Annotated in this window: 17 protein-coding genes; 10 read left to right on the plus strand and 7 right to left on the minus strand. The window is 68.0% G+C overall.

Going from position 1 to position 22,352, the window contains the following annotated elements:
* Positions 1 to 77 precede the first annotated feature (77 nt).
* Positions 78 to 758, minus strand: coding sequence for a TetR/AcrR family transcriptional regulator (locus QCD75_RS17470; protein ID WP_301230675.1), 681 nt, complete (start codon positions 756 to 758; stop codon positions 78 to 80).
* Positions 759 to 888: 130 nt separating this feature from the next.
* On the opposite strand from QCD75_RS17470, the gene QCD75_RS17475 reads away from it, so the two are divergent.
* From QCD75_RS17475 to QCD75_RS17495, 5 genes are all read left to right on the plus strand, one after another.
* Positions 889 to 2,547, plus strand: a complete 1,659-nt coding sequence (locus QCD75_RS17475) for a class I adenylate-forming enzyme family protein (RefSeq protein WP_301230676.1) — start codon at positions 889 to 891, stop codon at positions 2,545 to 2,547.
* Positions 2,548 to 2,549: 2 nt separating this feature from the next.
* Positions 2,550 to 3,344 carry an SDR family oxidoreductase gene (locus QCD75_RS17480; RefSeq protein WP_301230678.1) on the plus strand — a complete coding sequence of 265 codons (795 nt, stop codon included), beginning with the start codon at positions 2,550 to 2,552 and terminating at the stop codon, positions 3,342 to 3,344.
* A 67-nt stretch (positions 3,345 to 3,411) separates the two neighbouring features.
* A complete protein-coding gene (locus QCD75_RS17485; protein ID WP_301230679.1) occupies positions 3,412 to 4,650 on the plus strand; it encodes an acyl-CoA dehydrogenase family protein in 1,239 nt (412 codons plus the stop codon).
* Positions 4,647 to 5,747, plus strand: a complete 1,101-nt coding sequence (locus tag QCD75_RS17490) for a phosphotransferase family protein (RefSeq protein ID WP_301230680.1) — start codon at positions 4,647 to 4,649, stop codon at positions 5,745 to 5,747. The genes QCD75_RS17485 and QCD75_RS17490 overlap by 4 nt, the downstream gene beginning before the upstream one ends.
* Before the next feature lie 131 nt (positions 5,748 to 5,878).
* On the plus strand, positions 5,879 to 7,192 hold the full coding sequence (locus QCD75_RS17495) for an MFS transporter (protein ID WP_301230681.1): 1,314 nt from the start codon (positions 5,879 to 5,881) through the stop codon (positions 7,190 to 7,192).
* A gap of 417 nt (positions 7,193 to 7,609) precedes the next feature.
* Here the strand turns inward: QCD75_RS17495 and QCD75_RS17500 are convergent, their stop codons facing one another.
* Positions 7,610 to 8,014, minus strand: a complete 405-nt coding sequence (locus tag QCD75_RS17500) for a DUF4383 domain-containing protein (RefSeq protein WP_301230682.1) — start codon at positions 8,012 to 8,014, stop codon at positions 7,610 to 7,612.
* A 250-nt stretch (positions 8,015 to 8,264) separates the two neighbouring features.
* Between QCD75_RS17500 and QCD75_RS17505 the strand changes: the two genes are divergently transcribed.
* On the plus strand, positions 8,265 to 9,581 hold the full coding sequence (locus QCD75_RS17505) for a cell division protein PerM (protein ID WP_301230683.1): 1,317 nt from the start codon (positions 8,265 to 8,267) through the stop codon (positions 9,579 to 9,581).
* A gap of 13 nt (positions 9,582 to 9,594) precedes the next feature.
* Here QCD75_RS17505 and QCD75_RS17510 read toward each other — a convergent pair whose 3' ends face one another.
* Positions 9,595 to 10,026 (minus strand): hypothetical protein, encoded by a 432-nt coding sequence (locus QCD75_RS17510; protein WP_301230684.1) that lies wholly within the window; start codon positions 10,024 to 10,026, stop codon positions 9,595 to 9,597.
* Between the two features lie 39 nt (positions 10,027 to 10,065).
* On the opposite strand from QCD75_RS17510, the gene purN reads away from it, so the two are divergent.
* Positions 10,066 to 10,641 (plus strand): phosphoribosylglycinamide formyltransferase, encoded by a 576-nt coding sequence (gene purN, locus QCD75_RS17515; protein ID WP_301230685.1) that lies wholly within the window; start codon positions 10,066 to 10,068, stop codon positions 10,639 to 10,641.
* 132 nt (positions 10,642 to 10,773) lie between these two features.
* Here purN and QCD75_RS17520 read toward each other — a convergent pair whose 3' ends face one another.
* Complete coding sequence (locus QCD75_RS17520; RefSeq protein ID WP_301230686.1) at positions 10,774 to 12,126, minus strand: MFS transporter; 1,353 nt, start codon at positions 12,124 to 12,126, stop codon at positions 10,774 to 10,776.
* A gap of 153 nt (positions 12,127 to 12,279) precedes the next feature.
* Between QCD75_RS17520 and purH the strand changes: the two genes are divergently transcribed.
* Complete coding sequence (gene purH / locus QCD75_RS17525; protein ID WP_301230687.1) at positions 12,280 to 13,965, plus strand: bifunctional phosphoribosylaminoimidazolecarboxamide formyltransferase/IMP cyclohydrolase; 1,686 nt, start codon at positions 12,280 to 12,282, stop codon at positions 13,963 to 13,965.
* A 498-nt stretch (positions 13,966 to 14,463) separates the two neighbouring features.
* Here purH and QCD75_RS17530 read toward each other — a convergent pair whose 3' ends face one another.
* Positions 14,464 to 15,468: a trypsin-like serine peptidase gene (locus tag QCD75_RS17530; protein WP_301230688.1), complete on the minus strand. Its 1,005-nt coding sequence runs from the start codon at positions 15,466 to 15,468 to the stop codon at positions 14,464 to 14,466.
* A gap of 245 nt (positions 15,469 to 15,713) precedes the next feature.
* Between QCD75_RS17530 and QCD75_RS17535 the strand changes: the two genes are divergently transcribed.
* A complete protein-coding gene (locus QCD75_RS17535; protein ID WP_301230689.1) occupies positions 15,714 to 17,933 on the plus strand; it encodes an NADP-dependent isocitrate dehydrogenase in 2,220 nt (739 codons plus the stop codon).
* A gap of 229 nt (positions 17,934 to 18,162) precedes the next feature.
* A complete protein-coding gene (locus QCD75_RS17540; RefSeq protein ID WP_301230690.1) occupies positions 18,163 to 20,376 on the plus strand; it encodes a catalase in 2,214 nt (737 codons plus the stop codon).
* Positions 20,377 to 20,405: 29 nt separating this feature from the next.
* On the opposite strand, the gene QCD75_RS17545 is transcribed toward QCD75_RS17540, so the two are convergent.
* Positions 20,406 to 20,915, minus strand: a complete 510-nt coding sequence (locus QCD75_RS17545; protein WP_301230691.1) for a mucin-associated surface protein — start codon at positions 20,913 to 20,915, stop codon at positions 20,406 to 20,408.
* Entirely contained in the window at positions 20,912 to 22,177 is a 1,266-nt protein-coding gene (locus tag QCD75_RS17550; protein ID WP_301230692.1) for a serine/threonine-protein kinase, read from the minus strand. The genes QCD75_RS17545 and QCD75_RS17550 overlap by 4 nt, the downstream gene beginning before the upstream one ends.
* Positions 22,178 to 22,352 lie beyond the last annotated feature (175 nt).

Raw genomic sequence — 22,352 nt, forward strand, 5'->3', positions numbered from 1 at the left:
GCGGTGAATCGGTGCGAACGGGCGGGCGCGCGCGGCGAACACAAGAGACGGGAGTGTTTCCTCGCCGGAGTAGCCCGTCAGCGGCCGGCGGCTGCCCCTGCGGTCAGCCGGCACAGCCTGCCATAGCGGTCCGCCAGTTCCTCGGGCGTGAGTTCGCCGTCGATCCGGTACCACTGGGCCACACCGGTGCACATGGTGGTGATGGCGCGGCTGGTCTCGCGGGGGTGGGGCGCATCGAAGATCCCGGTTGCCACACCTTCGTCGATGATCCCGCTGAGCAGCGCCTGCTGCCGGTCGCGGGCCGCAATGTGTTCGGCCCGGGCGGATCCCTCCAGGCTGCGGATCTCACTGAGGGCGATGAACGCGAGCCCGCCCCGGTGCGCATGGAAGAGCGTGAGGCAGCGGATCAGCCGGTCGAACCGGTCCAGCACCGACTGCGGCCCGTCGGCCAGGGCGGCCGTGCTCCGGTTCCAGAGCTCGTTCATGGCCTCGTCGTCGAGGGCCACGAGCAGTGCCTGCTTCGAGGGGAAGTGGTGATACAGGCCGGGGACTGACAGCCCTGCCCGGGTGGCGACCTGGCGGATCGTCGTCCCGTGGTAGCCGTTTTCCATGAAGCAGGCCAAGGCCGCCGCCAGGGCCGGGCGGAGGGCAGGCGGCGAGAAGTCCTGCCACCCTCCCGCGGCACTCGCAGCCCCCGGGCGCCCTGCGCCCGTTGCCGCGGCCGGCGTCGTCGATTGCCTGGCACTTTGTCCGACCATGTCCCCGTGACCCCTTGCCGTAGTTGTGTATCTACACTATATTCGATGAAACCGAGCGAGCGCTCGGTAAAGTAGGCCAAGTCACACAAAGATTCACTGTCCTCTGTCAACGAAGAAGAGACTCATCGCCGTGAACGAAACCGCAGACCCACCATGGACCGCCCTGTATCCCGACGGCGTCCCACCCCGCACACAGCCGGCCGCCGGGACCATCAACGACGCCTGGGCCCAACGCGTCCGTGAAGCACCGGACTCCACCGCGGTCACCTACTTCGACCAGTCGCTGTCCGCGTCCGACGTCGGCTCCCTCACCGATGCGCTTGCCGTCGAACTTCAACAGCGGGGGGTTGGCCCCGGCAGTGCCGTCGGCATCTACCTGCAGAACATTCCCCAGTTCGCCCTGTCCATGCTGGCGATCTGGAAGGCCGGGGGAACGGCGCTGATGCTGAACCCGATGTACAAGGGCAAAGAGCTCCGCAACATCATCGACGACTCGGGCGCCCTCGGGATCATCTGCCTGGACCGCGAGCTCGACGGCGTGAGAGAGACGCTCCGCGGCAGCACCGTGGCGTGGACGATCACCACCTCGGACCTGGACTTCCAAAGCGAGGATGATCCGCGGCTCTTCCGCTCGCCGGACCGGCTGGAACGGACGGGGGAAGACCTGCACTCGATCCTCCAGCGGAGGTCCGGCCAGGTCCCGGTGCCGCCGCCGCTCACCGGGGACAGCGTGGCGCTGCTGACCTATACCTCGGGAACCACCGGCCCGGCCAAGGGTGCCCTGGGAACCCACCGGAACGTGCTCACCGTGGCCACGGGCTACGCGCAGTGGCAGGATCTGGCGCCGGGCGACGTGGTGCTCGCCGTCGCACCCCTCTTCCACATCACTGGCGCGGTGGCCACCGCGGTGACGGCCCTCATCCATCCCGTGAACCTGGTGTTCATCAACCGGGTCCGCCCGGACGTTATCCTCGAATCCTTCAACCGGCACGGCGTGACCCATGTGATCGGGTCGATCACCGTGTTCAATGCCCTCCTGGACCTCGCCCACGCGACGGCCGCGGAGTTCGCGACGCTCAAGTACATCTACTCCGGCGGGGCGCCCATCCCGCCGGCCACGGTGGCCACCTTCCAGGCACGGTTCGGGCAGTACATCCACAACGTGTACGGCATGACCGAGACGGCCTCGGCGGTGATCGCCGTCCCGCCAGGCTCGGTGGCGCCGGTCGACCCAGCCAGCGGCACGCTCGCGATCGGCGTGCCCCTGCCGAATCTCGTGGCCCGGGTCATTGGCCTCGACGGCGAACCGGTTCCGGACGGGGAGCCCGGGGAGCTGGAGCTCAGCGGGCCGCAGGTGACACCCGGCTACCTGAACAAACCGGCAGAAACAGCAGCGGCGATTCCCGGCGGCCGGCTGCGGACCGGGGACGTCGCCATCATGGACGCGGCCGGCTGGATCTACCTCGTGGACCGGATGAAGGACCAGATCAACGTCTCCGGCTACAAGGTGTGGCCCCGGGAGGTCGAAGACGCCCTCTACGAACACCCGGCGGTCCTCGAAGCGGCGGTGGTCGGCCAGCCGGACAGCTACAGCGGCGAGGCGGTGGTCGCCTACGTCTCCCTCAAGGCCGGCGAACATACGACCGACGCCGAGCTGGTCTCCTTCGCCAAGGAGCGGCTGGCCGCCTACAAGTATCCGCGCCGGCTCTACATCCTGAACGATCTCCCCAAAACACACACCGGCAAGATCCAGCGGCGGGAACTCCGCGGCCTGAACCTGAAGGACTGAACGTGACCGGACAGAACGAAACCCAGCCCCCCATCCCGCACCGGCTCGACGGCAAGACCGCCCTGGTGACCGGCTCCAGCCGCGGCATCGGCCTGGCGATCGCCCGCCGGCTTGCTGCGGAAGGTGCACGGGTCATCCTGACGGCCAGGACGCAGGAAACCCTCGACGACGCCGTCGCAACTTTCCCCGCCGGCACCGCGTATGGCGTCGCCGGCAAGGCGGACGACGCCGGGCACCAGCAGGCCGTCTTCGAGCTGATTGCCCGCGAAACCGGGGGCCTGGACATCCTGGTCAACAACGCCGGCATCAATCCGGTCTACGGTCCGCTGGCCGAACTCGACCTCGACGCCGCACGCAAGGTCTTCAATGTCAACGTCATCGGAACCCTCGCCTGGGTGCAGGGCGCGCTGTCCCATCCCGGGCTGGCCTTCCGGGACCGCGGCGGCTGCGTCGTGAACATCTCCTCCGTCACCGGCGACACCCCGTCCGAAGGGATCGGGCTCTACGGCATCAGCAAATCCGCGGTCTCCCACCTGACCCGCACCCTCGCCGTCGAACTCGGCCCCGAGGTCCGAGTCAACGCCGTCGCCCCCGCCGTCGTCAAGACCCAGTTCGCGAAGGCGCTCTACGAGGGCAAGGAAACAGAGGTCGCCGGGCACTACCCGCTCAAGCGGCTCGGCGTGCCCGAGGATGTCGCCGCCGCCGTCGCGTTCCTCGCCTCCCCGGACGCCGGCTGGATCACCGGCCAGATACTCACGGTCGACGGCGGCCTGCTCGCCGCCGGCGGCGCCGCCTAAACCCCGCCTCCGCTTCTACGCCTCCGTGCCTCAGCGCCTCAGACCGTCCGGCCCGAAAGGACCTCCCATGAACCAAAGCTCCCTGCCTCCCGCCGTCGAAGGCCTCCGGCTCCGCACCCGCGACTTCATCCGCGGCGTCGTGATTCCTGCCGAGCCGCGGCCGGGCGAACGCCTCGACGACGGTCTCCGCCGCGAACTCGGCGAAGCCGCCAAAGCAGCCGGCGTGTTCGCCCCGCACGTCCCCGTCGCTTTCGGCGGCCAGGGCCTGTCGGTGGACCAGTGGTCACCGATCTTCCAGGAGGCTGGCTATTCCCCGATCGGGCCGGCCGTCCTGAACTGCATGGCGCCGGATGAGGGCAACATGCACATGCTGAACATCATCGGCACCGAGGAACAGAAAAAGCGCTACCTTGCCCCGCTCGCGGCCGGCGACACCTTCTCCTGCTTCGGGATGACCGAGCCCCACCCGGGGGCGGGTTCGGACCCCGCAGGGCTGCTGACCACGGCGGTCCGCGACGGCGAGTCCTGGACCATCACCGGGGACAAACGCTTCACCAGCGGGGCCGAGCACGCCGGCTTCGCGATCGTCATGGCACGGACGCCCGATGCCGGGACCGGGACGGACAGCGCGACAATGTTCCTGGTGGACATGGATGCCCGGGGCGTCCGGCTGGGCAACCCCATCCACACCATTGACCGCACCATCGCCGGCGGGCACCCGAACCTGCACTTCGAGAACGTGGTGGTCGGGCCGGAGGCCGTGCTTGGCGAAGTCGGCCTCGGCTTCAAATACGCCCAGGTCCGGCTGGGACCGGCCCGGCTCACGCACTGCATGCGCTGGCTCGGCCTGGCCCGGCGCTCGCTGGACATCGCCCTGGACCGGACCGACACCCGGGAAATATTCGGCTCGCCCATCGCGCAGCTCGGCATCGCCCAGGAGATGATCGCCCAGTCCGTGATCGACATCGAAACCTCGGACGCGATCATCACCAAGACCGCCGCCCTCCTGGTCTCCGATCCCAAGGCCGGCTCGGCGATGTCCTCGATCGCCAAGGTGCACTGCTCGGAGGCTGTCTTCCGGGTGATCGACCGGGCCATCCAGCTCTGCGGAGGCGACGGCGTCTCCGACGGGCTGCCGCTGGCACAGTACGCCGCCGAAGTGCGTCCGTTCCGGATTTACGACGGCGCCAACGAGACCCACAAGTGGGCCATCTCGCGGCGCGCCTCGTCACAGCGGCGGCGCGCGGTTGCCGGGGGCGAGCCGTTCCTTGGTACGGCCCGGTTCCCCGAAGGAGCCGGATCATGACGCCCGCGGAGGCCACGGGAGCGGCCCAGCCCGAGGTCGTCGACAGCCCGGAGCAGGCAGCCTCGCTGACCCAAGCGCCGCTGCTCATCCTGGACTCCGTCCGCGGCTTCCTGGACCAGGAAGGTCTGGGTTCCGGCCCCCTGGAGTGGGAGCGGATCGGCGACGGCCAGTCGAACGTGACCTTCCGGATCCGCCGGGACGGGGCCGACGTCGTGCTCCGCCGCGGACCCCGGCCGCCGCTGCCCAAGTCCACCCACGACATGGTGCGGGAAGCCCGGATCCAGCTGGCCCTGGCACCGCTGGGCATGCCCGTTCCGCGGATCCTTGCCGTGTGCGAGGACGACGCCGTCCTCGGGGTGCCGTTCTACCTGATGGAACACCTCAACGGCACCGTCCTCACCGACACGGTTCCCCCGCACCTCGACCCCCTCGCGGCGCGCCGGGCAACGAGCGAGGCCGTGGTGGACACCCTCGCGGACCTGCACTCCCTGGACGTGTCCGGCGGCGAGATCGCCCGCATTGGCCGCCCCCAGGGCTACCTCGAACGCCAGGTCGCCCGGTTCGCCTCGCTGTGGGACGTCAACACGACGCGGGACATGCCCGCCGTCGGACGCCTGGCGGCGTGGCTGGAGGAAAACCGGCCGGATAGCCAGCGCGACTCGGTGATCCACGGCGACTACCGCACCGGCAACCTGATGTTCGCCCCGGACGGGCCGCCGCGCGTGACTGCCGTGCTCGACTGGGAAATGGCCACGCTGGGGGACCCGCTGGCCGATCTCGGCTATCTGACCGCGACCTACGCCGACGCCGACGAGCCGTTCACGACGATGGAACTGACGCCGGTGACCCGGCTTCCGGGGTACCTGCGGCGGCAGGAGCTGATCGACCGGTACCAGGGGCGGATGTCCTTGGACCTCACGCCGCTGCCCTGGTACCAGGCCCTGGCCCTGTGGAAGGCGGCCATCTTCAGCGAAGCCATCCATACCCGCTGGCTGCGCGGCGAACGTCCGGGCGACACCGGGTTCGGCGCCGCGATGGAACACGGCGTGCCGCAGCTGCTCGACGTCGCCGAACGGCTCGCGACCCGCCTGAAGTAAGCCCGCACCGAAGGGACGTCCCAGCGGGCCCCCTCCGCTCCTGAGCTATGGCCGCCACCGGCGCCACGGCCTCCTCAGCCATTGCCTCAGAACCCGAATTCCTCATACAGCGCAGTAGGGAAGGAACCACCATGGATAGCACCATCCGACTTGAGGCTGCCCCGCCCTCCGGGCAGCAGCAGACCCGTTCCGATCAAAGCTCCAAACGGCGTTCCATGTTCGCCAGCACCATCGGAAACGTCCTGGAGTGGTACGAGTGGAGCGCCTACGCCGTCTTTGCGCCGTTCATTGCGGCCGCGATGTTCGACTCCAAGGACCCCGTCTCGGCGCTGCTCTCCACGCTGGCGGTCTTCGCCGTCGGCTTCCTGATGCGCCCGCTGGGCGGCGTCGTGTTTGGCCGGATCGCGGACCGGCGCGGGCGCAAGTTCGTTTTGATCACCACGATGCTGATCATGGCCGGCGGCTCGCTGCTGATCGGGCTGATGCCGACCTATGGCCAGGTGGGAATCTGGGCCTCCGTCCTCCTGTTACTGGCCCGGGTTGCCCAGGGCTTTGCCCACGGCGGGGAGTCCGCCACGGCCAACACCTACATCGCGGAGATCGCGCCTCCGGCCAAACGCGGGCAGTGGGGAAGCATAGTATTCGTAGCCATTTTCGGCGGCTCGGTGCTGGCCTATGTTGTGGGCGGCGGCGTGACCAGTGTTCTGGGCGCGGCCGGTGTTGCCCAATGGGGATGGCGCATCCCCTTCCTTCTCGGGGCCGTGCTGGCGCTGGCTGCGCTCTACCTTCGCCGGAGCATGGAAGAGAGCGAAGTCTTCGAAGCCAAGGCGGCGGCCGCCGAGGTTGCACCCATCCCGCGCAAGGCCATCATCCGCGCAGTGCTGCTCATGATCGCCATGACCTCGGGCATCACCGCCGCGCACTACACCTGGACCTCCTACGCCTCGACCTTCGCCATCACCCAGCGGGGTATGGATCCCCAGACCGCCTACTGGGCCTCCGTGATCGCCCAATCGCTTGCCCTCATCAGCCTGCCGTTCTGGGGCCGGCTTTCAGACCGGATCGGGCGCAAGCCCCTGCTGATCGGCTTCTCCGTGGCCATGGTCGCTTCGCAGTTTCCGCTGATGGGCATGATCACGAGTGATGGCTGGACACTCGCCGTCGCCGCCAGCCTGGCCCTGTGCATTGTCGCCATCCCGGGGGCACTGCTCGCCGCCGTGCTGTCAGAGAACTTCCCCACGAAGATCCGCACCCAGGGCATCGGCTTTGCCTATTCCTTGTCAGTTGCGATCTTTGGCGGAACGGCACCCTATTTAAATGCCCTCTTCAACAGTTGGAGCATGGGCTGGCTATCCAGCGCCTACATCATCGTGCTCTGCCTCGCCACGGCGCTCGCGGTGTTCAGGCTCCCTGAAACCAGGGGCATCGATCTCAAGGACGCCTGAGTTCCCCCGCCGTGAGCCTGTCCGGGCCGAGGCTGCGGGCTGCCTGGTGGGCAGTGCGGGCTGTGGGCCGCGGATCGCCTGACTGTTCATGTGGGCGGCCGTTTGACGCAAGTGGCCGCTATGCCGAGGTCAATAGCGGCCACTTGCGGTGAATGGGTGCCGGCGGACAGGCTGGTAGCGGCCATTTGTGGTGAATGGGTGAAGACAGGGGCTTGAATTCTAGGGGGCATAGCGGCCATTTGTGGCGGCTGGGCGGAGGTTCGCCCGCCCGAGCCACCACCTAACCCCGCCGGGCACAAAGAAAGCTGGTGCAGCCGCTGCGTTTCCGCGGGGCGACTGCACCAGCAGGTAGTACGAATTTTCGGATTGCTATGAAACGTTACTCATTCGCGGCTCCCTTTTTCCCGGTTGTTTGCTCTACCGGGTCTTTGCGTCGTCAGCCAGATGCCTCGACAACAGCCAACCGGCGCCTACCATTGCTACGCCCAAGATCACGAAACCCCACGCACTCATGACGTTCATCGACAGGAAGTTGGCCGCCGACCCCACACCGACAATGAGCCCGTAGACGCTAAGGACGATGTACAGCAGGCCAAAGCCCATGAGGAAGTTCCGGGCGCCCATGGGGTTGTTCCGGGACATGACCAGACCGATGGCACCGATGCCGGCCTGAATGATGTTCAACAGCATCGATACCTGGAACAGGCCCAGGAACAGGGCTGTTGAATTCGGTCCAACGATCGCCAATGAGCTGTACTGCGTGGTGATGCCGGGGATGAACCCCAGGACGCCCACGACTATAAGGACGATACCAACACCCATGCCGACGTTCTGGACATCTGTCCGTCCGAAGTGAACGCCGTGTGCATGTGGAGATGCGGTAGTCATTTTCTGCCTCCAACCACTGATTGCGGACACTCCAATTTTACGGCGGAGTAGGGAAAAAAGCGCCGGCAGGGCGGGCAGTTGAATGCGCTCCCAACCCCGCGGCCCGGGCAAAATACCTGCATAATCCGCCGGTTGAGCCTGTCGGAACGGGCCGGAACGCCGTCACGTGGCACCATTGGACACGATGAAACTGCGCGCTGATCAGACCGGGGAACGTGGACTTCCGATGCCCTTGTGGCTGCAGGGAGCCCTTGAGTCCGCGCAGGCGGCCATTATCTCCGCCCTGGTGGTGGCCGCCCCGATTCTCGCCGTGTGGGCCACCGCCGGATTCCTGAACAGCGCACCCGACGCCCTGGCCCGCCTCGCCGGCCAGGCCTGGCTGCTGATCCACGGCGTTCCGCTGCTGCTGGACACGGCCGGCATCGCCTCCGCGGCCCAGCCGCAGTCCGGCGTCCTGTCCCTCACCCCGCTCGGACTGACGCTCATCCCGTTCCTGCTCGCCTGGCGCGCCGGCCGGCGGCTGGCGCGGGCCTCCTACACGGACCAGCTCTGGCAGGCGCTGCTCGGCTCGTGGCTGATGTACGCCGGATTCGGCCTGGCCACCGGCTTCATCTGCCGCACGGGCGACGTCGGAGTGGGTCTCTGGTCCGCCGCACTCATCCCACTGGTCCCGTTCGGGCTCGGCATGGTGATCGGCGCCCGCCGCGAGGCCGGCTCCTGGAGCCGGCTAATCGGCGTCGACGCCGTCGACTGGCTCTCCCGCACCAGCCAGCATTCGCGCTGGGCCGGGTCCTACCTGGGGTCCGCCATCAAAGCCGGCTTCGTGGCGCTTATGGCCGGCCTGGCGATGTCCTGCGTGCTCCTCGCCGCCACCTTGTTCATCCACTGGAACCTCGTGATCGCCGTCTATGAAGCGCTCGACGCCGGCGCCCTGGGAGGTGCCGTGCTCACCATCGCGCAGCTCGGCTTCCTGCCCAACTTGGCAGTCTTCGCCCTTTCCTGGACCTCCGGCGCGGGCTTCGCCCTCGGCATCGGCTCCCAGGCCGGGGCGCTCGGCACCGCCGTCGGACCGCTGCCCTCGATCCCGGTGTTTGCGGCGCTGCCGGCCGGGTCGCTGGACTACGGGGTGGCCGCGCTGGTGGTGCCTGTCCTCGCCGGAACCCTGGCCGGCTGGTGGTTCCTGCGCGAGGGCGAAAACCACTTCGACGAATGGCTCTCTATCAAGATCCACGCCCGTTGGTTCACCGCCACGGTCTCCACGCTGGCGCTCGGCGTCATGATCGGCAGTTTCGCCGGGCTGCTCGCGGCGGCCCTGGCCTGGATGGCCGGGGGATCCGCCGGCATCGGGCGGCTCACGGAGATTGGACCCGACCCGCTCCGGACGGCACTGTTCGTGGCTGCGGAGGTGGCGGTAGGCGTCGTGGTCGGTTACGCCGCCGGGCCGTGGCTGGAACGCCAGCAGACGCTGCGCGAAGCGGACCTGAAGCCGGCGTCCCTGTGATGCGGCAGGCTGCTTAGCGCATCTGCACGGGCATCGATTTCTGCAGCTGGGTCCTGCACATGGAGGCGGCCTGCTCGGTCAGGGCCTGGCGGCTGCACTGCTGGTAGTCCCGGACCTGGTTGAAGAACAGCGCCGAGGACACGAGCAGCAGTACCTGCACGGCCACCACCACCAGCCCCGAAATCGTCCCGAAGAGCACGAACTTGGACTCCTTGAGCTTGGCGTAGCGGACGAGCACCATGATGCCCAGCACGATGGCGATCGCCGTCAGGAGCGCACTGAGCCAGAGGTAGCTGATGTCCAGCTGGTAGACGAAGAACGAGCCCAACACCGCCACGACGAAGCTGCGGAACAGATTGTGGGTTTTCGCCTGCGAGGCTTTGGCCGCGTCGCTGAGCGGGTGCTGTCCGCCCGGGCTGCCGGCGGAGTCGTTCGGGGGATTCATGGTTTCCAGCCTACGCGAGCGGCCCCATAAGCTAGGACAATGCGCATCGTAGTCCTCGTCTCCGGCACCGGCTCCAACCTCCAGGCCGTCATCGACGCCGTGCAAGCGGGCAGCCTCGACGTCGAGATCGCCGCGGTCGGCGCGGACCGGCCAGGAACCTACGGGGTGGAGCGCTCGGCCGCCGCCGGAATCCCGACCTTCGTGGTGGACTTCAAGGCCTACCCGGACCGGGCCGCCTGGAACGCGGCGCTCACGGAGGCCGTGGCCGCGTACTCGCCCCACGTCGTCGTCTCGTCAGGGTTCATGCGGATCGTCAGCGCCGACTTCATCGACGCGTTCGGCGGCAAATACCTCAACACCCACCCGGCCCTGCTGCCCTCGTTCCCCGGCGCCCACGGGGTCCGCGACGCACTGGCCTACGGCGTGAAGGTCACCGGCTGCACGGTGCACTGGGCCGACGCCGGCGTGGACACCGGCCCCATCATCGCGCAGGAAGCCGTGGCGGTCGGCGACGGTGAGACCGAGGAGTCCCTGCACGAACGGATCAAGGTTGTGGAGCGGCGGCTGCTGGTTTCCACGCTGGCATCCCTCGCCGCCGCGGAAAAACCCGCCTGACCTGCCCCGACCATCCACCCCCACCGCCCGTCCACCCAACCCCACCGCCCGTTGAGCTATCACTTTTGGTGCTCTCCAGGGGTCGGTAAGCACCAAAAGTGATAGCGCATCCGGTGGGGTGGGGGAGGGGCGCTAGTCGAGGCGGCGCTGTTTCGTTTCCGGCGCGAAGAACGCCATCCACAGCACACTGATTAGCACCAGCCCGCCGGCGAGGGCGAACGAGGTCGCCAGGCCCAGCTCCGGCCAGAGGAACGCCGCGAACACCAGCGGCCCGAAGCCCGCCCCGAGCCGGGAAAACGTCGACGCCCAGCCGAAGCCCGAGCCGCGCAGCTCCGTCGGATACAGCTCGGAGACGTACGCGTAGAGCACCGGGATGGCCACCTGCACCACAAAGCCGAAGACCAGCAGCCAGAACACGGCCGCCGTCGGGATGTCCACCACAATCGCCACGATCACCAGCGTCAGCGCGGACAGCGGGCCGGTGATCGCCAGGACCCACTTCCGGCCCACACGCTCCACCAGCAGGGCGGCAACCACCACGCCCAGGAGCCCGACGGCGGCCATGGAGGCGGTGGTGAGGAAGGCCTTGTACTCCTCGAAGCCGGCGCCGATCAGGATCCGCGGCATCCAGGTCAGCGACAGGTAGTACACCAGCAGGATGGAAAAGAACAGCGACCAGGCCGCCGACGTGATCTTCCAGTCGTACTGCCACAGGGCGCGTAGTTGGGTCCAGGCGCTGCCGGCGGAGAGCCGCGGGGCTTCCTGCGCCTCGGGCAGGCTGTAGACGCGGGGCTCGGCTCCGGTGGCCGCGACGAGATCGTCGATCACCTTGGCGGCCTCGTCGCGCCGGCCCTTGCGGATCAGGAACAGCGGGGATTCCGGGACGCTGCGGCGGATCCAGAACACCAGCAGCGCCGGGAGCACCATCACCAGCATGGTCAGCCGCCAGTCCCCGAAGGCCGCGATCAGCCCGGCGGACACAAAACCGCACAGTGCGGCCCCGACCGGCCACCAGCCGTCCATCGCGGTGAGGACCCGGCCGCGCTGCTTGCGGGGCGTGAATTCGCCCACCAGCGCGTAGTCCACGGGGATGCAGCCGCCCAGGCCGAAGCCGGCCATAAAGCGGAATGCCACAAACCAGAGGAAGTCGGGGGAGAACGCACCGAGCACGGTGAAGACCGAGAAGATCAGCAGGGTGGCGGTGAAGGCCTTCTTGCGCCCGATCGTGTCCGCGATGGTGCCCCAGACGAAGGCGCCCAGGGCCATGCCGATCAGGTTCGAGGCACCGATCCAGGCGGCGTCGCCCGGGCTGAGGGACCAGTGCTTGGACAGCAACGGAATCAGGATGCCGTTGAGCGTGACGTCCCAGGCGTCAAACATGAAGCCCAGACCGCCGATCAGGAAGATCCGGCCCTGCACTTTCCAACGCCACGGCAGTTCCTGGACCACCTGTTCGCCGCTGGGCACAGTGGTGTACGTGTTCATTTCTCAGCCTCCTGGGAAAACTCTACGTGGCCGGGCGCACCGGTTCGGCGCGCTTCATACTCCGGCGCGCGGAAAGGCCCGGCGCGCTGACGCGATAAACTGGCCCCATCCCCACCACCCGCGGCCCCGCCGCGATATAAGACGGAGACTTTTGTGAGCTTCACGCAGCTTGACCGTGCATCCATCGACCGTGTCCCCATCCGGCGGGCGCTGATTTCGGTCTACGACAAGACCGGTCTGGAGGACCTCGCGAGGGGCCTGCACGAGGCCGGCGTCAAGATCGTCTCCACCGGCTCCACCGCCAAGAAGATCGCCGCCGCCGGCATCCCGGTGCAGGAAGTCGAGGAAGTCACCGGCTCCCCGGAAATGCTGGACGGCCGGGTCAAGACCCTGCACCCGCGCGTCCACGGCGGCATCCTCGCCGACCGCCGTGTCCCGGCCCACATGGACACGCTCGCCTCGATGGACATCGAGCCGTTCGACCTGGTCGTCGTGAACCTCTACCCGTTCGTGGAAACGGTGAAGTCCGGCGCCGCGCAGGATGACGTCGTCGAGCAGATCGACATCGGCGGGCCCGCGATGGTGCGCTCCGCCGCGAAGAACCACGCCGCCGTCGCGATTGTGGTGGACCCGTCCTCGTACCACGACGTCGTTGCTGCCGCCGCGTCGGGCGGTTTTGACCTGAAGACCCGGCGCCGGCTCGCCGCCAAGGCTTTCGCGCACACGGCCAGCTACGACACCGCCGTGGCGACCTGGTCCGCGAGCCAGTTCCTCGACGAGGACGGCGACGGCGTGATCGACTGGCCCGCCTACGCCGGCCTGGCGCTGGAGCGCTCCGAGGTCCTCCGCTACGGCGAAAACCCGCACCAGCAGGCCGCCCTGTACGTCGACCATGCCGCCCCGGCCGGCATCGCGCAGGCCGACCAGCTGCACGGCAAGGCCATGAGCTACAACAACTTCGTCGACGCCGACGCCGCCCTCCGCGCGGCCTTCGACTTCGCCGAGCCCGCCGTCGCGATCATCAAGCACGCCAACCCCTGCGGCGTGGCCGTGGGGTCGGCCTCCGCGGCGGACCCCATCGCGGATGCGCACGCCAAGGCACACGCCTGCGACCCGGTCTCCGCGTTCGGCGGAGTGATCGCTGCCAACCGCACCGTCACCGCCGGCATGGCCAGGACCGTGGCCGGCATCTTCACCGAGGTCGTCATCGCGCCGGGCTTCGAGGACGAGGCCGTGGAGATTCTGTCCAAGAAGAAGAACATCCGGCTGCTGGCCCTGCCCGATGGCTACGGCCGCTACCCGACAGAGTTCCGCCAGGTCTCCGGCGGCATGCTGGTTCAAGCCACCGACAAGGTCGACGCCGAGGGTGACAACCCCGCAAACTGGACCCTTGCCGCCGGTGACGCCGCCGACGCCGCGACCCTGGCCGACCTCACGTTCGCCTGGACCGCGTGCCGCGCCGCCAAGTCCAACGCCATCCTGCTCGCGGACAACGGTGCCGCCGTCGGCATCGGCATGGGCCAGGTCAACCGGCTCGATTCCTGCAAGCTCGCCGTCGAGCGGGCCAACTCGCTCGGTGTGAGCGTGGACTCCGAGGTCGACGGTGCGGGAGGCGCCTCGAACGCCGACGCGACCGGAGCCCCCGAGCGGGCCCGCGGCGCCGTGGCGGCGTCGGACGCGTTCTTCCCGTTCGCCGACGGCCTGCAGATCCTGATCGACGCCGGCGTCCGCGCCGTCGTCCAGCCCGGCGGTTCGGTCCGGGACGAGGAAGTCATCGCCGCAGCCAACGCCGCGGGCATCACGATGTACTTCACCGGCGCCCGGCACTTCTTCCACTAGTTCCACAGGTTCCACAGGTTCCACCAGTTCCACAGGTTCCACAGGTTCCACCAGTCAGGTCGTGCGGTCCCGCGCAGCCGGCCCCACCAAGAATGGACATGCCCTCCCTTTCCGGAGGACATGTCCATTCTTTGTGCCTATGACTGGGCACAAGGGGACTATGTCCAGTGCCGGGTCGGTGCGGAGGAGCATATCCAGTGGTGGCGGCGAGGCCCCAAGCCCGGATGCGGCCAGCTGTCCAGGGGACATGTCCATTGCTGGTGCCGGGGACTGGACATAAGGGGATTATGCCCAGTCGAGGGTCCGTGCGGAGGGCATGTCCCGTGGGGCGGGCTCCATAGCTGGGCGCGGGCGGGGGACATGTCCCGTGGGGCAGGCTCCGCAGCAGGGTGCGAAACCAGGGTTAACGCCAAGGCGGGGCCAATTGTGGCCCATCCCCGCTGCCGGGGATGGACCACAGGTGACCCCGCGCTGGTGTTGCTATAGCTGGTGGTCCGGCTAGGCGGCGGCCGACGCGGTGGTGTAGGCCTGCTGGATGACGGAGCCCCAGTACGGGCCGTACATCGTGGTGGACTTGCTGCCGTAGCCGTAGCTGTTGATCGAGTTCTGGTAGCCGGTGGAGCTGGAACCGATGAACCATGGGCCGCCCGAGGAGCCGCCGGTCATGTTGCAGGGGATGCCCTGGGTGTTGAACTGCGGGTTGGACGGGTCGTTCGTGGCCGTGCCGCTGCAGCTCTTCAGGGACTCGCCATTGAAAGGTGCCGCCGCCGGGTAGCCGAAGGACTTGTAGCTCAGGCCGCGGGCGGCGTTGAACTGCACGCCCGAGCCGCCGACAACGTCCGCAAGCTTCTGGCCGTTGAGCGTGTTCATGACCGCGAAACCGGTGTCGTAGGTCATGTCACCGCCGGAGCTCCACTGGGTCGGGGCGTAGAGGGCCTTGGCCGTCCACATCCCGTAGGGCGCGGAACCGTTGAGGTAGGCCGGGACGAAGGTGAACTCGGTGGCGAAGGCGCCGGGGCCCTCGTTGACGCAGTGCCCGGCCGTGGAGACGGTGCTCTTGTTGGTGGAGGAGACCGAGTTGCCCGAGCAGACGTAGTTGGTGCCGCCGAGCGTGAAGAAGACCTTGCCGATGTGCTTGACCGGGGTCTCGCTCGCGTTCGCCTTGGTCTGGGCTTGCTTCGCCTGCAGGCTGGGCGCCAGGGCTTCGATGGTGCTCGGTGCTGCCGCTTCCGCCGGGCGGTTCAGCGCGGCAGTGGGGTTGGCGCTCCGCTGCTTGGCCTTGTCGGCCAGGACGTCCCCGGGGGTGGCGTTGCGCATCCGCTCGGCGGTCCAGTACTCGGCGCCGCCGGTCTCGACGACGGTGTGGCTGCTGACCCCCGACGTTTCTGCCGGGGTATTACCGGGTGCGGGGGCTGCACTTGCTGCGCCCGCAGCGCTCAGGGCCAGCAGTGCCGCTGCCGAAAGGCTGAGTAGGCTGGTGGCCAGAGTCTTGGGTGTTCTCATGGTGTCCTAACCGGTGAAAAGCGGGGCGGCCCGGTGGCGGCCGCCGTGATGGGAACGAAACTACGGGGCTTTGACGAATCTGTAAAGAATTTTGTCAATTCTTGTCATGGCATGCTGCCGGCGTCACGGAGATCACACCATAGGACGCCGGTAGGCGGCAACCATGCTCCCTCGGGTAAGTTGGGGGTGTTGAAATGGCAAAAAAATTCCGGAAATACCCAGACCTTCAGGGAGACGCCCGAGCAATGGCAAAGATTATCTATACCCACACCGACGAAGCGCCGATGCTGGCCACCTATTCGTTCTTGCCGATTGTCGAAGCCTTCGCTTCGACGGCCGGTGTGGAAGTGGAGACCCGCGACATTTCGCTGGCCGGCCGTATCATCGCCGCTTTTGGCGACTACCTCACCGAAGAGCAGCGTGTCAGCGACGCCTTGGCTGAACTTGGCGCCCTCGTCAAGAAGCCCGAAGCCAACATCATCAAGCTGCCGAACATCAGCGCCTCCACGCCGCAGCTGAAGGCTGCCATCGCGGAGCTTCAGGGCCAGGGCTACGCCCTCCCGGACTACCCGGACAACCCCTCCTCGGACGAGGAGACGGACATCCGCTCCCGCTACGACAAGATCAAGGGTTCCGCCGTCAACCCGGTACTGCGTGAAGGCAACTCGGACCGCCGCGCACCGCTCTCGGTCAAAGCCTACGCCCGCCAGAACCCGCACAGCATGGGCGCTTGGACCCCCGAGTCCAAAACCAACGTCGCCGCGATGGACTCCGACGACTTCCGCGCCAACGAGAAGTCCGTCGTCATCAAGGCCGATGGGAACATCAAGATCCAGCTGGTTAAGGAAGACGGCACGGTGAAGATCCTCAAGCGGGCCTTTCCCGTCCTCGCCGGCGAGGTCATCGACGGCACCGTGATGCGGGCCGCCGCCCTGGACAGTTTCCTCGCCGCACAGGTTGCCCGCGCCAAGGAAGAGGGCGTGCTGTTCTCCGCCCACCTCAAGGCCACCATGATGAAGGTCTCGGACCCGATCATCTTCGGCCACGTCGTCAAGGCGTACTTCTCCGAGCTCTTCGACAAGTACGGAGCCCAGATCGCCGCCGCCGGCCTGAGCCCGAACAACGGACTCGCCTCCATCCTCAACGGCCTCGAGGAACTCCCCGAGGAAATCCGTGGCGACGTGGAAGCCGCCATCAAGCAGGGGCTGAACGACGGCCCCGAACTGGCCATGGTCGATTCGGACAAGGGCATCACCAACCTGCACGTACCGTCCGACGTGATCGTGGACGCCTCCATGCCAGCAATGATCCGCAGCTCCGGCCACATGTGGGGCCGCGACGGCCAGGAGGCCGACACGCTCGCCGTCCTGCCGGACAGCAGCTACGCCGGCATCTACCAGGTCGTCATCGATGACTGCCGCGCCCACGGCGCCTTCGACCCGACCACCATGGGTACCGTCCCGAACGTCGGCCTGATGGCCCAGGCCGCCGAGGAATATGGCAGCCACGACAAGACCTTCGAGATCCAGTCGGCCGGCACCGTGCAGGTTGTCGACGACGCCGGGACCGTGCTGATCGAGCACCAGGTTGCCCCGGGGGACATCTGGCGCGCCTGCCAGACAAAGGACGTGCCGATCCGCGACTGGGTCAAGCTGGCCGTCACCCGCGCCCGGGCCTCCGCCATGCCGGCCATCTTCTGGCTGGACAAGGGCCGCGCACACGACGCCCAGATGGTCGCCAAGGTCCAGGAATACCTCAAGGACTACGACACCGAGGGCCTCCAGATCGAAATCATGTCCCCGGACGAGGCGACGGGGTTCACCCTGGAGCGCATCCGTAAGGGCGAGGACACCATCTCGGTGACCGGCAACGTGCTGCGCGACTACCTCACGGACCTGTTCCCGATCCTGGAACTCGGCACCAGCGCCAAGATGCTCTCCGTGGTCCCGCTGATCAACGGCGGCGGCCTCTTCGAAACCGGCGCCGGCGGCTCCGCGCCGAAGCACGTCCAGCAGTTGCTCAAGGAAAACCACCTGCGCTGGGACAGCCTGGGTGAGTTCCTGGCCCTGGCCGTCAGCTTCGAGCACCTCGCCACCTCCACGGGCAACGCCCGCGCGCAGATCCTGGCCGACACCCTGGACCGTGCCACCGGCACCTTCCTGCTGGAGGACAAGTCCCCGAAGCGCAAGGCCGGGGAACTGGACAACCGCGGCAGCCACTTCTACCTGGCCAAGTTCTGGGCCCAGGAGCTCTCCCGCCAGGGCGACGACGCCGAGCTGGCCGCGGCTTTCGCCGCCGTTTCCGGCGCACTGGATTCCGCGGAGGAGACCATCATCGGCGAACTCCTCGCCGTCCAGGGTTCCCCGGTGGACCTCGGCGGCTACTACCGCCCGGACGAGGCAAAGGTCACCGCAGTAATGCGCCCCTCGGCGAAGTTCAGCGAAGTCCTGTCCATGCTGAACTAGTTCCGCTGAGCCGGCGTCCTGCCGGCAGTGCGTGGGCCCGAACGGCGTTATACCGAACGGCGCACCGGAAGTGTCCGGTGCGCCGTTCGGCGTTTCGCGGCTCGGGCACCGGACGAGTGTTGCCTGTGAGGATGTCATCACCTAGGGTACTAAGCACGCTTAGTTTCGGCTCGGGCGCCACAGTGCGCCGCCGGAAAGGGGCGAAGGTTGCCTACCCGAGGAGTCACCCATGCCAGAAGAGAGCAACATCGAGATCCCCGGTGCGGTGTCCGTGGAGCCGCCCGCGCTGGAGGAGCCCACAACGCCGCGGGAACCGCTTCCGCCGAAGCCTGACCAGCAGGGGCCCGAAGCCGTATCGCCGACCGGCAGCCCCACCGGCGCTCCGGCGAACTCCCGGGCCCAGTCCGGCGCCTACCTCACCACGGCCCAGGGGCTCCGGCTTTCCGACACGGACCATTCGCTGAAGGCCGGCCGGCGCGGACCCGTGCTGCTCCAGGACCACCACCTGCGCGAGAAAATCACCCACTTCGACCACGAGCGTATCCCGGAACGGGTGGTCCACGCCCGGGGCGCCGGAGCGCACGGCGTCTTCCGGTCCTACGGTTCGGCGTCGAACATCACCTGTGCCGGGTTCCTGGCCAAAGACGTCGAGACCCCCGTGTTCGTCCGCTTCTCCACCGTCCTGGGCTCCCGCGGCTCCGCGGACACGGTCCGGGACACCCGCGGCTTCGCCACCAAGTTCTACACCGACGAGGGCACGTTCGACCTCGTCGGGAACAACATCCCGGTCTTCTTCATCCAGGACGGCATCAAGTTCCCGGACATTATCCACGCCGGAAAACCCCACCCGGACCGTGAAATCCCGCAGGCCCAGAGCGCCCATGACACCTTCTGGGACTTCGTCTCGCTGCACACCGAAGCCCAGGCCCACACCATGTGGAACATGTCCGACCGCGCACTTCCACGCTCCTACCGCACCATGGAGGGCTTCGGCGTCCACACCTTCCGCTTCGTCAACCGCGAGGGCGCGACCAGCCTGGTGAAGTTCCACTGGAAGCCGAAGCAGGGCGTCCATTCACTGCTCTGGGAGGAAGCCCAGCTCATCAACGGCATGGACCCGGACTTCCACCGGCGGGACCTGGCGGACGCGATCGAGGCAGGAGCCCACCCGCAGTGGGAACTCGGCGTCCAGGTCTTCCCGGACACAGAGGAGGAGTTCTTCGAGGGGATCGACCTGCTCGACCCAACGAAGTTCGTCCCGGAGGAACGTGCGCCCGTGCAGCCGATCGGGATCATGACCCTGAACGCTAATCCGGTGAACTACTTCGCCGAAACAGAGCAGGTCGCCTTCCATCCCGGCCACCTCGTCCCGGGCATCGACGTGACCAACGATCCGCTGCTGCAGGTCCGGCTGTTCTCCTACATCGACACCCAGATCAGCAGGCTGGGCGGGCCCAACTTCGGCCAGCTTCCGATCAACCGGCCGCACGCCCCCGTCAATGACATGCTGCGCGATGGCATGCACCAGACGGCAGTGCACGGGGGCGCGGCGCCCTACCGTCCGAACTCCCTCGACGGCGGCTGCCCGTTCCTGGCCGGCGCGGATCTCGGCGCGTTCATCGACGTCCCGGAAGAACTCGCGGCCGCGGTCAAGGAGCGGAAGTCGCCCGCATCCTTCGATGACCACTACAGCCAGGCGCGGTTGTTCTTCCGCAGCCTGACCCCGGTGGAACAGGACCACGTGGTCCAGGCGTACACCTTCGAACTGGGGAAGTGCCGCGAGGAGATCGTCCGAGCGCGCCAGCTGCTGGCACTGGCCAACATCGATTCCGCCCTGTGCGCGGCCGTGGCATCCGGGCTCGGCATGCCGGCCCCGCAGCCCACCGAACAGGTAGCTGACTCCGCCCCGAGCCCGGCCGTCTCCCAACTGGGCGGATCCTGGCCGGTGGCCGGCCGGGTGGTGGGAATTATCGCCGACGAGGACAGTGATCTCGAATCCGTCCGGACCGCCCGCGCTGCCCTTGACGCTGCCGGGATCGTCCCGCTCGTGATCGCACCGGCCGGAGGCTTCCTCGGCGGAGCCGACGACGGGATCCCGGTCCAGCGGACCTACCTCACCGCGCGCTCCACCGAGTTCGACGGCGTGCTGGTCGCCGCCTCGGGCGCACCGGCCAAGGACGCCGCGCAGGGGCGGGATGCCAAAGCCGGGGAGCCGGGCGCGTCGCTGGATCCGCGGATCCTGCTCCTGCTGTCGGAGATGTTCCGGCATGCCAAGGCCATGGGCGGCTGGGGGACCGGTGTCACCTGCCTCGACGGGGCAAGCATCCCGCAGGACGCCCCGGGCATCGCCGTGGGGGACGGGCCGGACGACGTCGTTGCCAGGCTAACCGGTATGCTCGCTGCCCACCGGGCATGGGATCGGTTCCCGGCTTCCGGGGCCTAGCAGCCACGAGCCCGGACTTCGGCACGGCCTTAACCGTTGCCCTTGCCCTTACCTTTGGTCTTGCCGCTGTCGGCCGGCGGTGCGGGCGCAACGGCGGGCGGGGGGGCCGCCGCCGCCGCGGCGGCGGCTTCGGCCTGGGCGGCGGCCGCGGCGGCCTGTGCTGCTGCTTCCTGTTCGGCCGCAACCCGGGCGGCTTCGGCCTGCTGGGCGTTGAGGTCCGCGCGGACGGCGTCGACGGACTTCCTGATGCTCTCGTGCCGCTTGAAGGACACCTCGCCACGGGCGGCCGCTTCGTCGAGTTTCACTGTGAGCTCGTCGAGGTGCTTCAGCGATGCGGCCGGATCATTGGCGGCGGCTGCCTCGGTCACGGAAAGGACCTGGGCCTGAAGTTCAACGGCGGCAGCGCGGTCCAGCTCCGGAGCCGCGGCACAGCCGGCCAGGGTGCCGGTGAGCAGCACCGTGGCGAGGAGCCAGCCGGCGAGGATCCGACGGGGGCTGCCAAGGGCCGCGCCGGGCGAGGGACTGGTTGGTTGGCTCATGGTTCCACGCTTTTCTGTAGCTCCTGCAGGTGGATGCCAACGTCCCCGGTCACTGCCGGGTAGGGAGCGACGGCTGGTGGTTCCGGGGTTGCAAGGGCGACGGCGGCTGCGACAGCGCCCGTCACGACCGCCAGCAGCGCGAGGGACAGCAGGATCCGGGTGCGGCGTCGGGCCTGCCGGAAGCGCGAGGCGGCCCGGGGCAGTAGCGGGCCGCGGTCTGCCTGCGGAGTGGTGGCCGCGTCCGGGTCCAGGGCAGGCAGGGCCCGGGCGACGTTATTCAACTTGCCACCGTGATCCGGGGCGACAAACGTACCGTGGCTGGTGCCCGGGCCGGCTGGGGATTGCCGCGGGGGACGGGCCGGCGGGGCAGGCAGAACACGGGTGCGCTCTTCGGCGAGCAGGCCGGGAAGGGACGCGGGGGAGACCAGGGCATGCCGCAGTGCCACTTCGAGGTCCGCGGCGGACGGGCGGTCCAGGGGATCCAGAGCGGTCATGGCCCGGATGAGTTGGGCCCATTCGGAAGGCACAGAGTCGGGGATGGCCGGGGCCCGGTGCAGCCTCGCGACGGCGGATTCCACGGCGCTGCCGGGAAACTCCACGTCGCCCTTGATGCATTCGAGCAGGACCAGTCCGAGCGAATAGATGTCGCTTGCCGGACCCAAGTCGGCGCCCCGGGACTGTTCCGGGCTCAGGTACGCGGCGGTTCCCACCATGGTGCCGGTGGCGGTCAGCCGGGTCCCGTCCACAAGGCGGGCGATCCCGAAGTCGGTGAGTTTCGGCCGCAAAGGTTCCCCGGGCCGGACCGGTACAAGCAGGATGTTGGCCGGCTTGATATCCCGGTGGATGATGCCAAGCGAGTGCACATAGGCCAGGGCATCCGCGACCCCGGCCCCGATGACCGCGATCTCATCCAGCGGCAGCGGGCTGTGCCGGACCCGGGCCCGGAGGTCCTGCCCGGCGACGAGTTCCATGGTCAGGAAAGGCCGTGGTTCCTCGGGGATGCGGCTATCCGTGCCGGCGTCGAAGAGGGTCACCAGGCTCGGATGGTTCAGGGCTGCCAGCAGTTCGATCTCGGCTTCCTGACGCCGGAGTTCGTCCGGATCCGCGGACTGCGGGGCAAAGAGCTTGAGTGCAACATCGCGGCCCAGGTTCATGTCCTTGGCACTGTAAACGGACGCCATTCCGCCCCGGCCGATCACTTCCCCCAGCCGGTAGCGGCCACCCAAGAGCTGTGCCGTGTTGCTGCTGGGCGAACTGTCCACGCTTGTCCTCGTCCCTTCCCCCGGGGCGCCACGGCAGCGCCCCCCAAGAATGATACCGGGACGGGTATCTGCTCCCCGCACGGCGGCCGCAGACCGACGGCCGCCGTGCAGGCTGGATGCTGCCGGAGCGGGTGTGTCGTTGAGTCCCCCAGCGGACCCAACGGCGGTATGCCTT

Origin of the sequence: Arthrobacter sp. PsM3, from assembly GCF_030433895.1 — a bacterium.
Taxonomy (GTDB): Bacteria; Actinomycetota; Actinomycetes; order Actinomycetales; family Micrococcaceae; genus Arthrobacter.

Bases quoted from the DNA above. Each gene is read 5' to 3' on its own strand.
- QCD75_RS17470 (WP_301230675.1), bottom strand. From the start codon at position 758: ATGGTCGGACAAAGTGCCAGGCAATCGACGACGCCGGCCGCGGCAACG.
- QCD75_RS17485 (WP_301230679.1), top strand. From the start codon at position 3,412: ATGAACCAAAGCTCCCTGCCTCCCGCCGTCGAAGGCCTCCGGCTCCGC.
- QCD75_RS17490 (WP_301230680.1), top strand. From the start codon at position 4,647: ATGACGCCCGCGGAGGCCACGGGAGCGGCCCAGCCCGAGGTCGTCGAC.
- QCD75_RS17495 (WP_301230681.1), top strand. From the start codon at position 5,879: ATGGATAGCACCATCCGACTTGAGGCTGCCCCGCCCTCCGGGCAGCAG.
- QCD75_RS17500 (WP_301230682.1), bottom strand. From the start codon at position 8,014: ATGGGTGTTGGTATCGTCCTTATAGTCGTGGGCGTCCTGGGGTTCATC.
- QCD75_RS17505 (WP_301230683.1), top strand. From the start codon at position 8,265: ATGAAACTGCGCGCTGATCAGACCGGGGAACGTGGACTTCCGATGCCC.
- QCD75_RS17510 (WP_301230684.1), bottom strand. From the start codon at position 10,026: ATGAATCCCCCGAACGACTCCGCCGGCAGCCCGGGCGGACAGCACCCG.
- purN (WP_301230685.1), top strand. From the start codon at position 10,066: ATGCGCATCGTAGTCCTCGTCTCCGGCACCGGCTCCAACCTCCAGGCC.
- QCD75_RS17520 (WP_301230686.1), bottom strand. From the start codon at position 12,126: ATGAACACGTACACCACTGTGCCCAGCGGCGAACAGGTGGTCCAGGAA.
- QCD75_RS17530 (WP_301230688.1), bottom strand. From the start codon at position 15,468: ATGAGAACACCCAAGACTCTGGCCACCAGCCTACTCAGCCTTTCGGCA.
- QCD75_RS17535 (WP_301230689.1), top strand. From the start codon at position 15,714: ATGGCAAAGATTATCTATACCCACACCGACGAAGCGCCGATGCTGGCC.
- QCD75_RS17540 (WP_301230690.1), top strand. From the start codon at position 18,163: ATGCCAGAAGAGAGCAACATCGAGATCCCCGGTGCGGTGTCCGTGGAG.
- QCD75_RS17545 (WP_301230691.1), bottom strand. From the start codon at position 20,915: ATGAGCCAACCAACCAGTCCCTCGCCCGGCGCGGCCCTTGGCAGCCCC.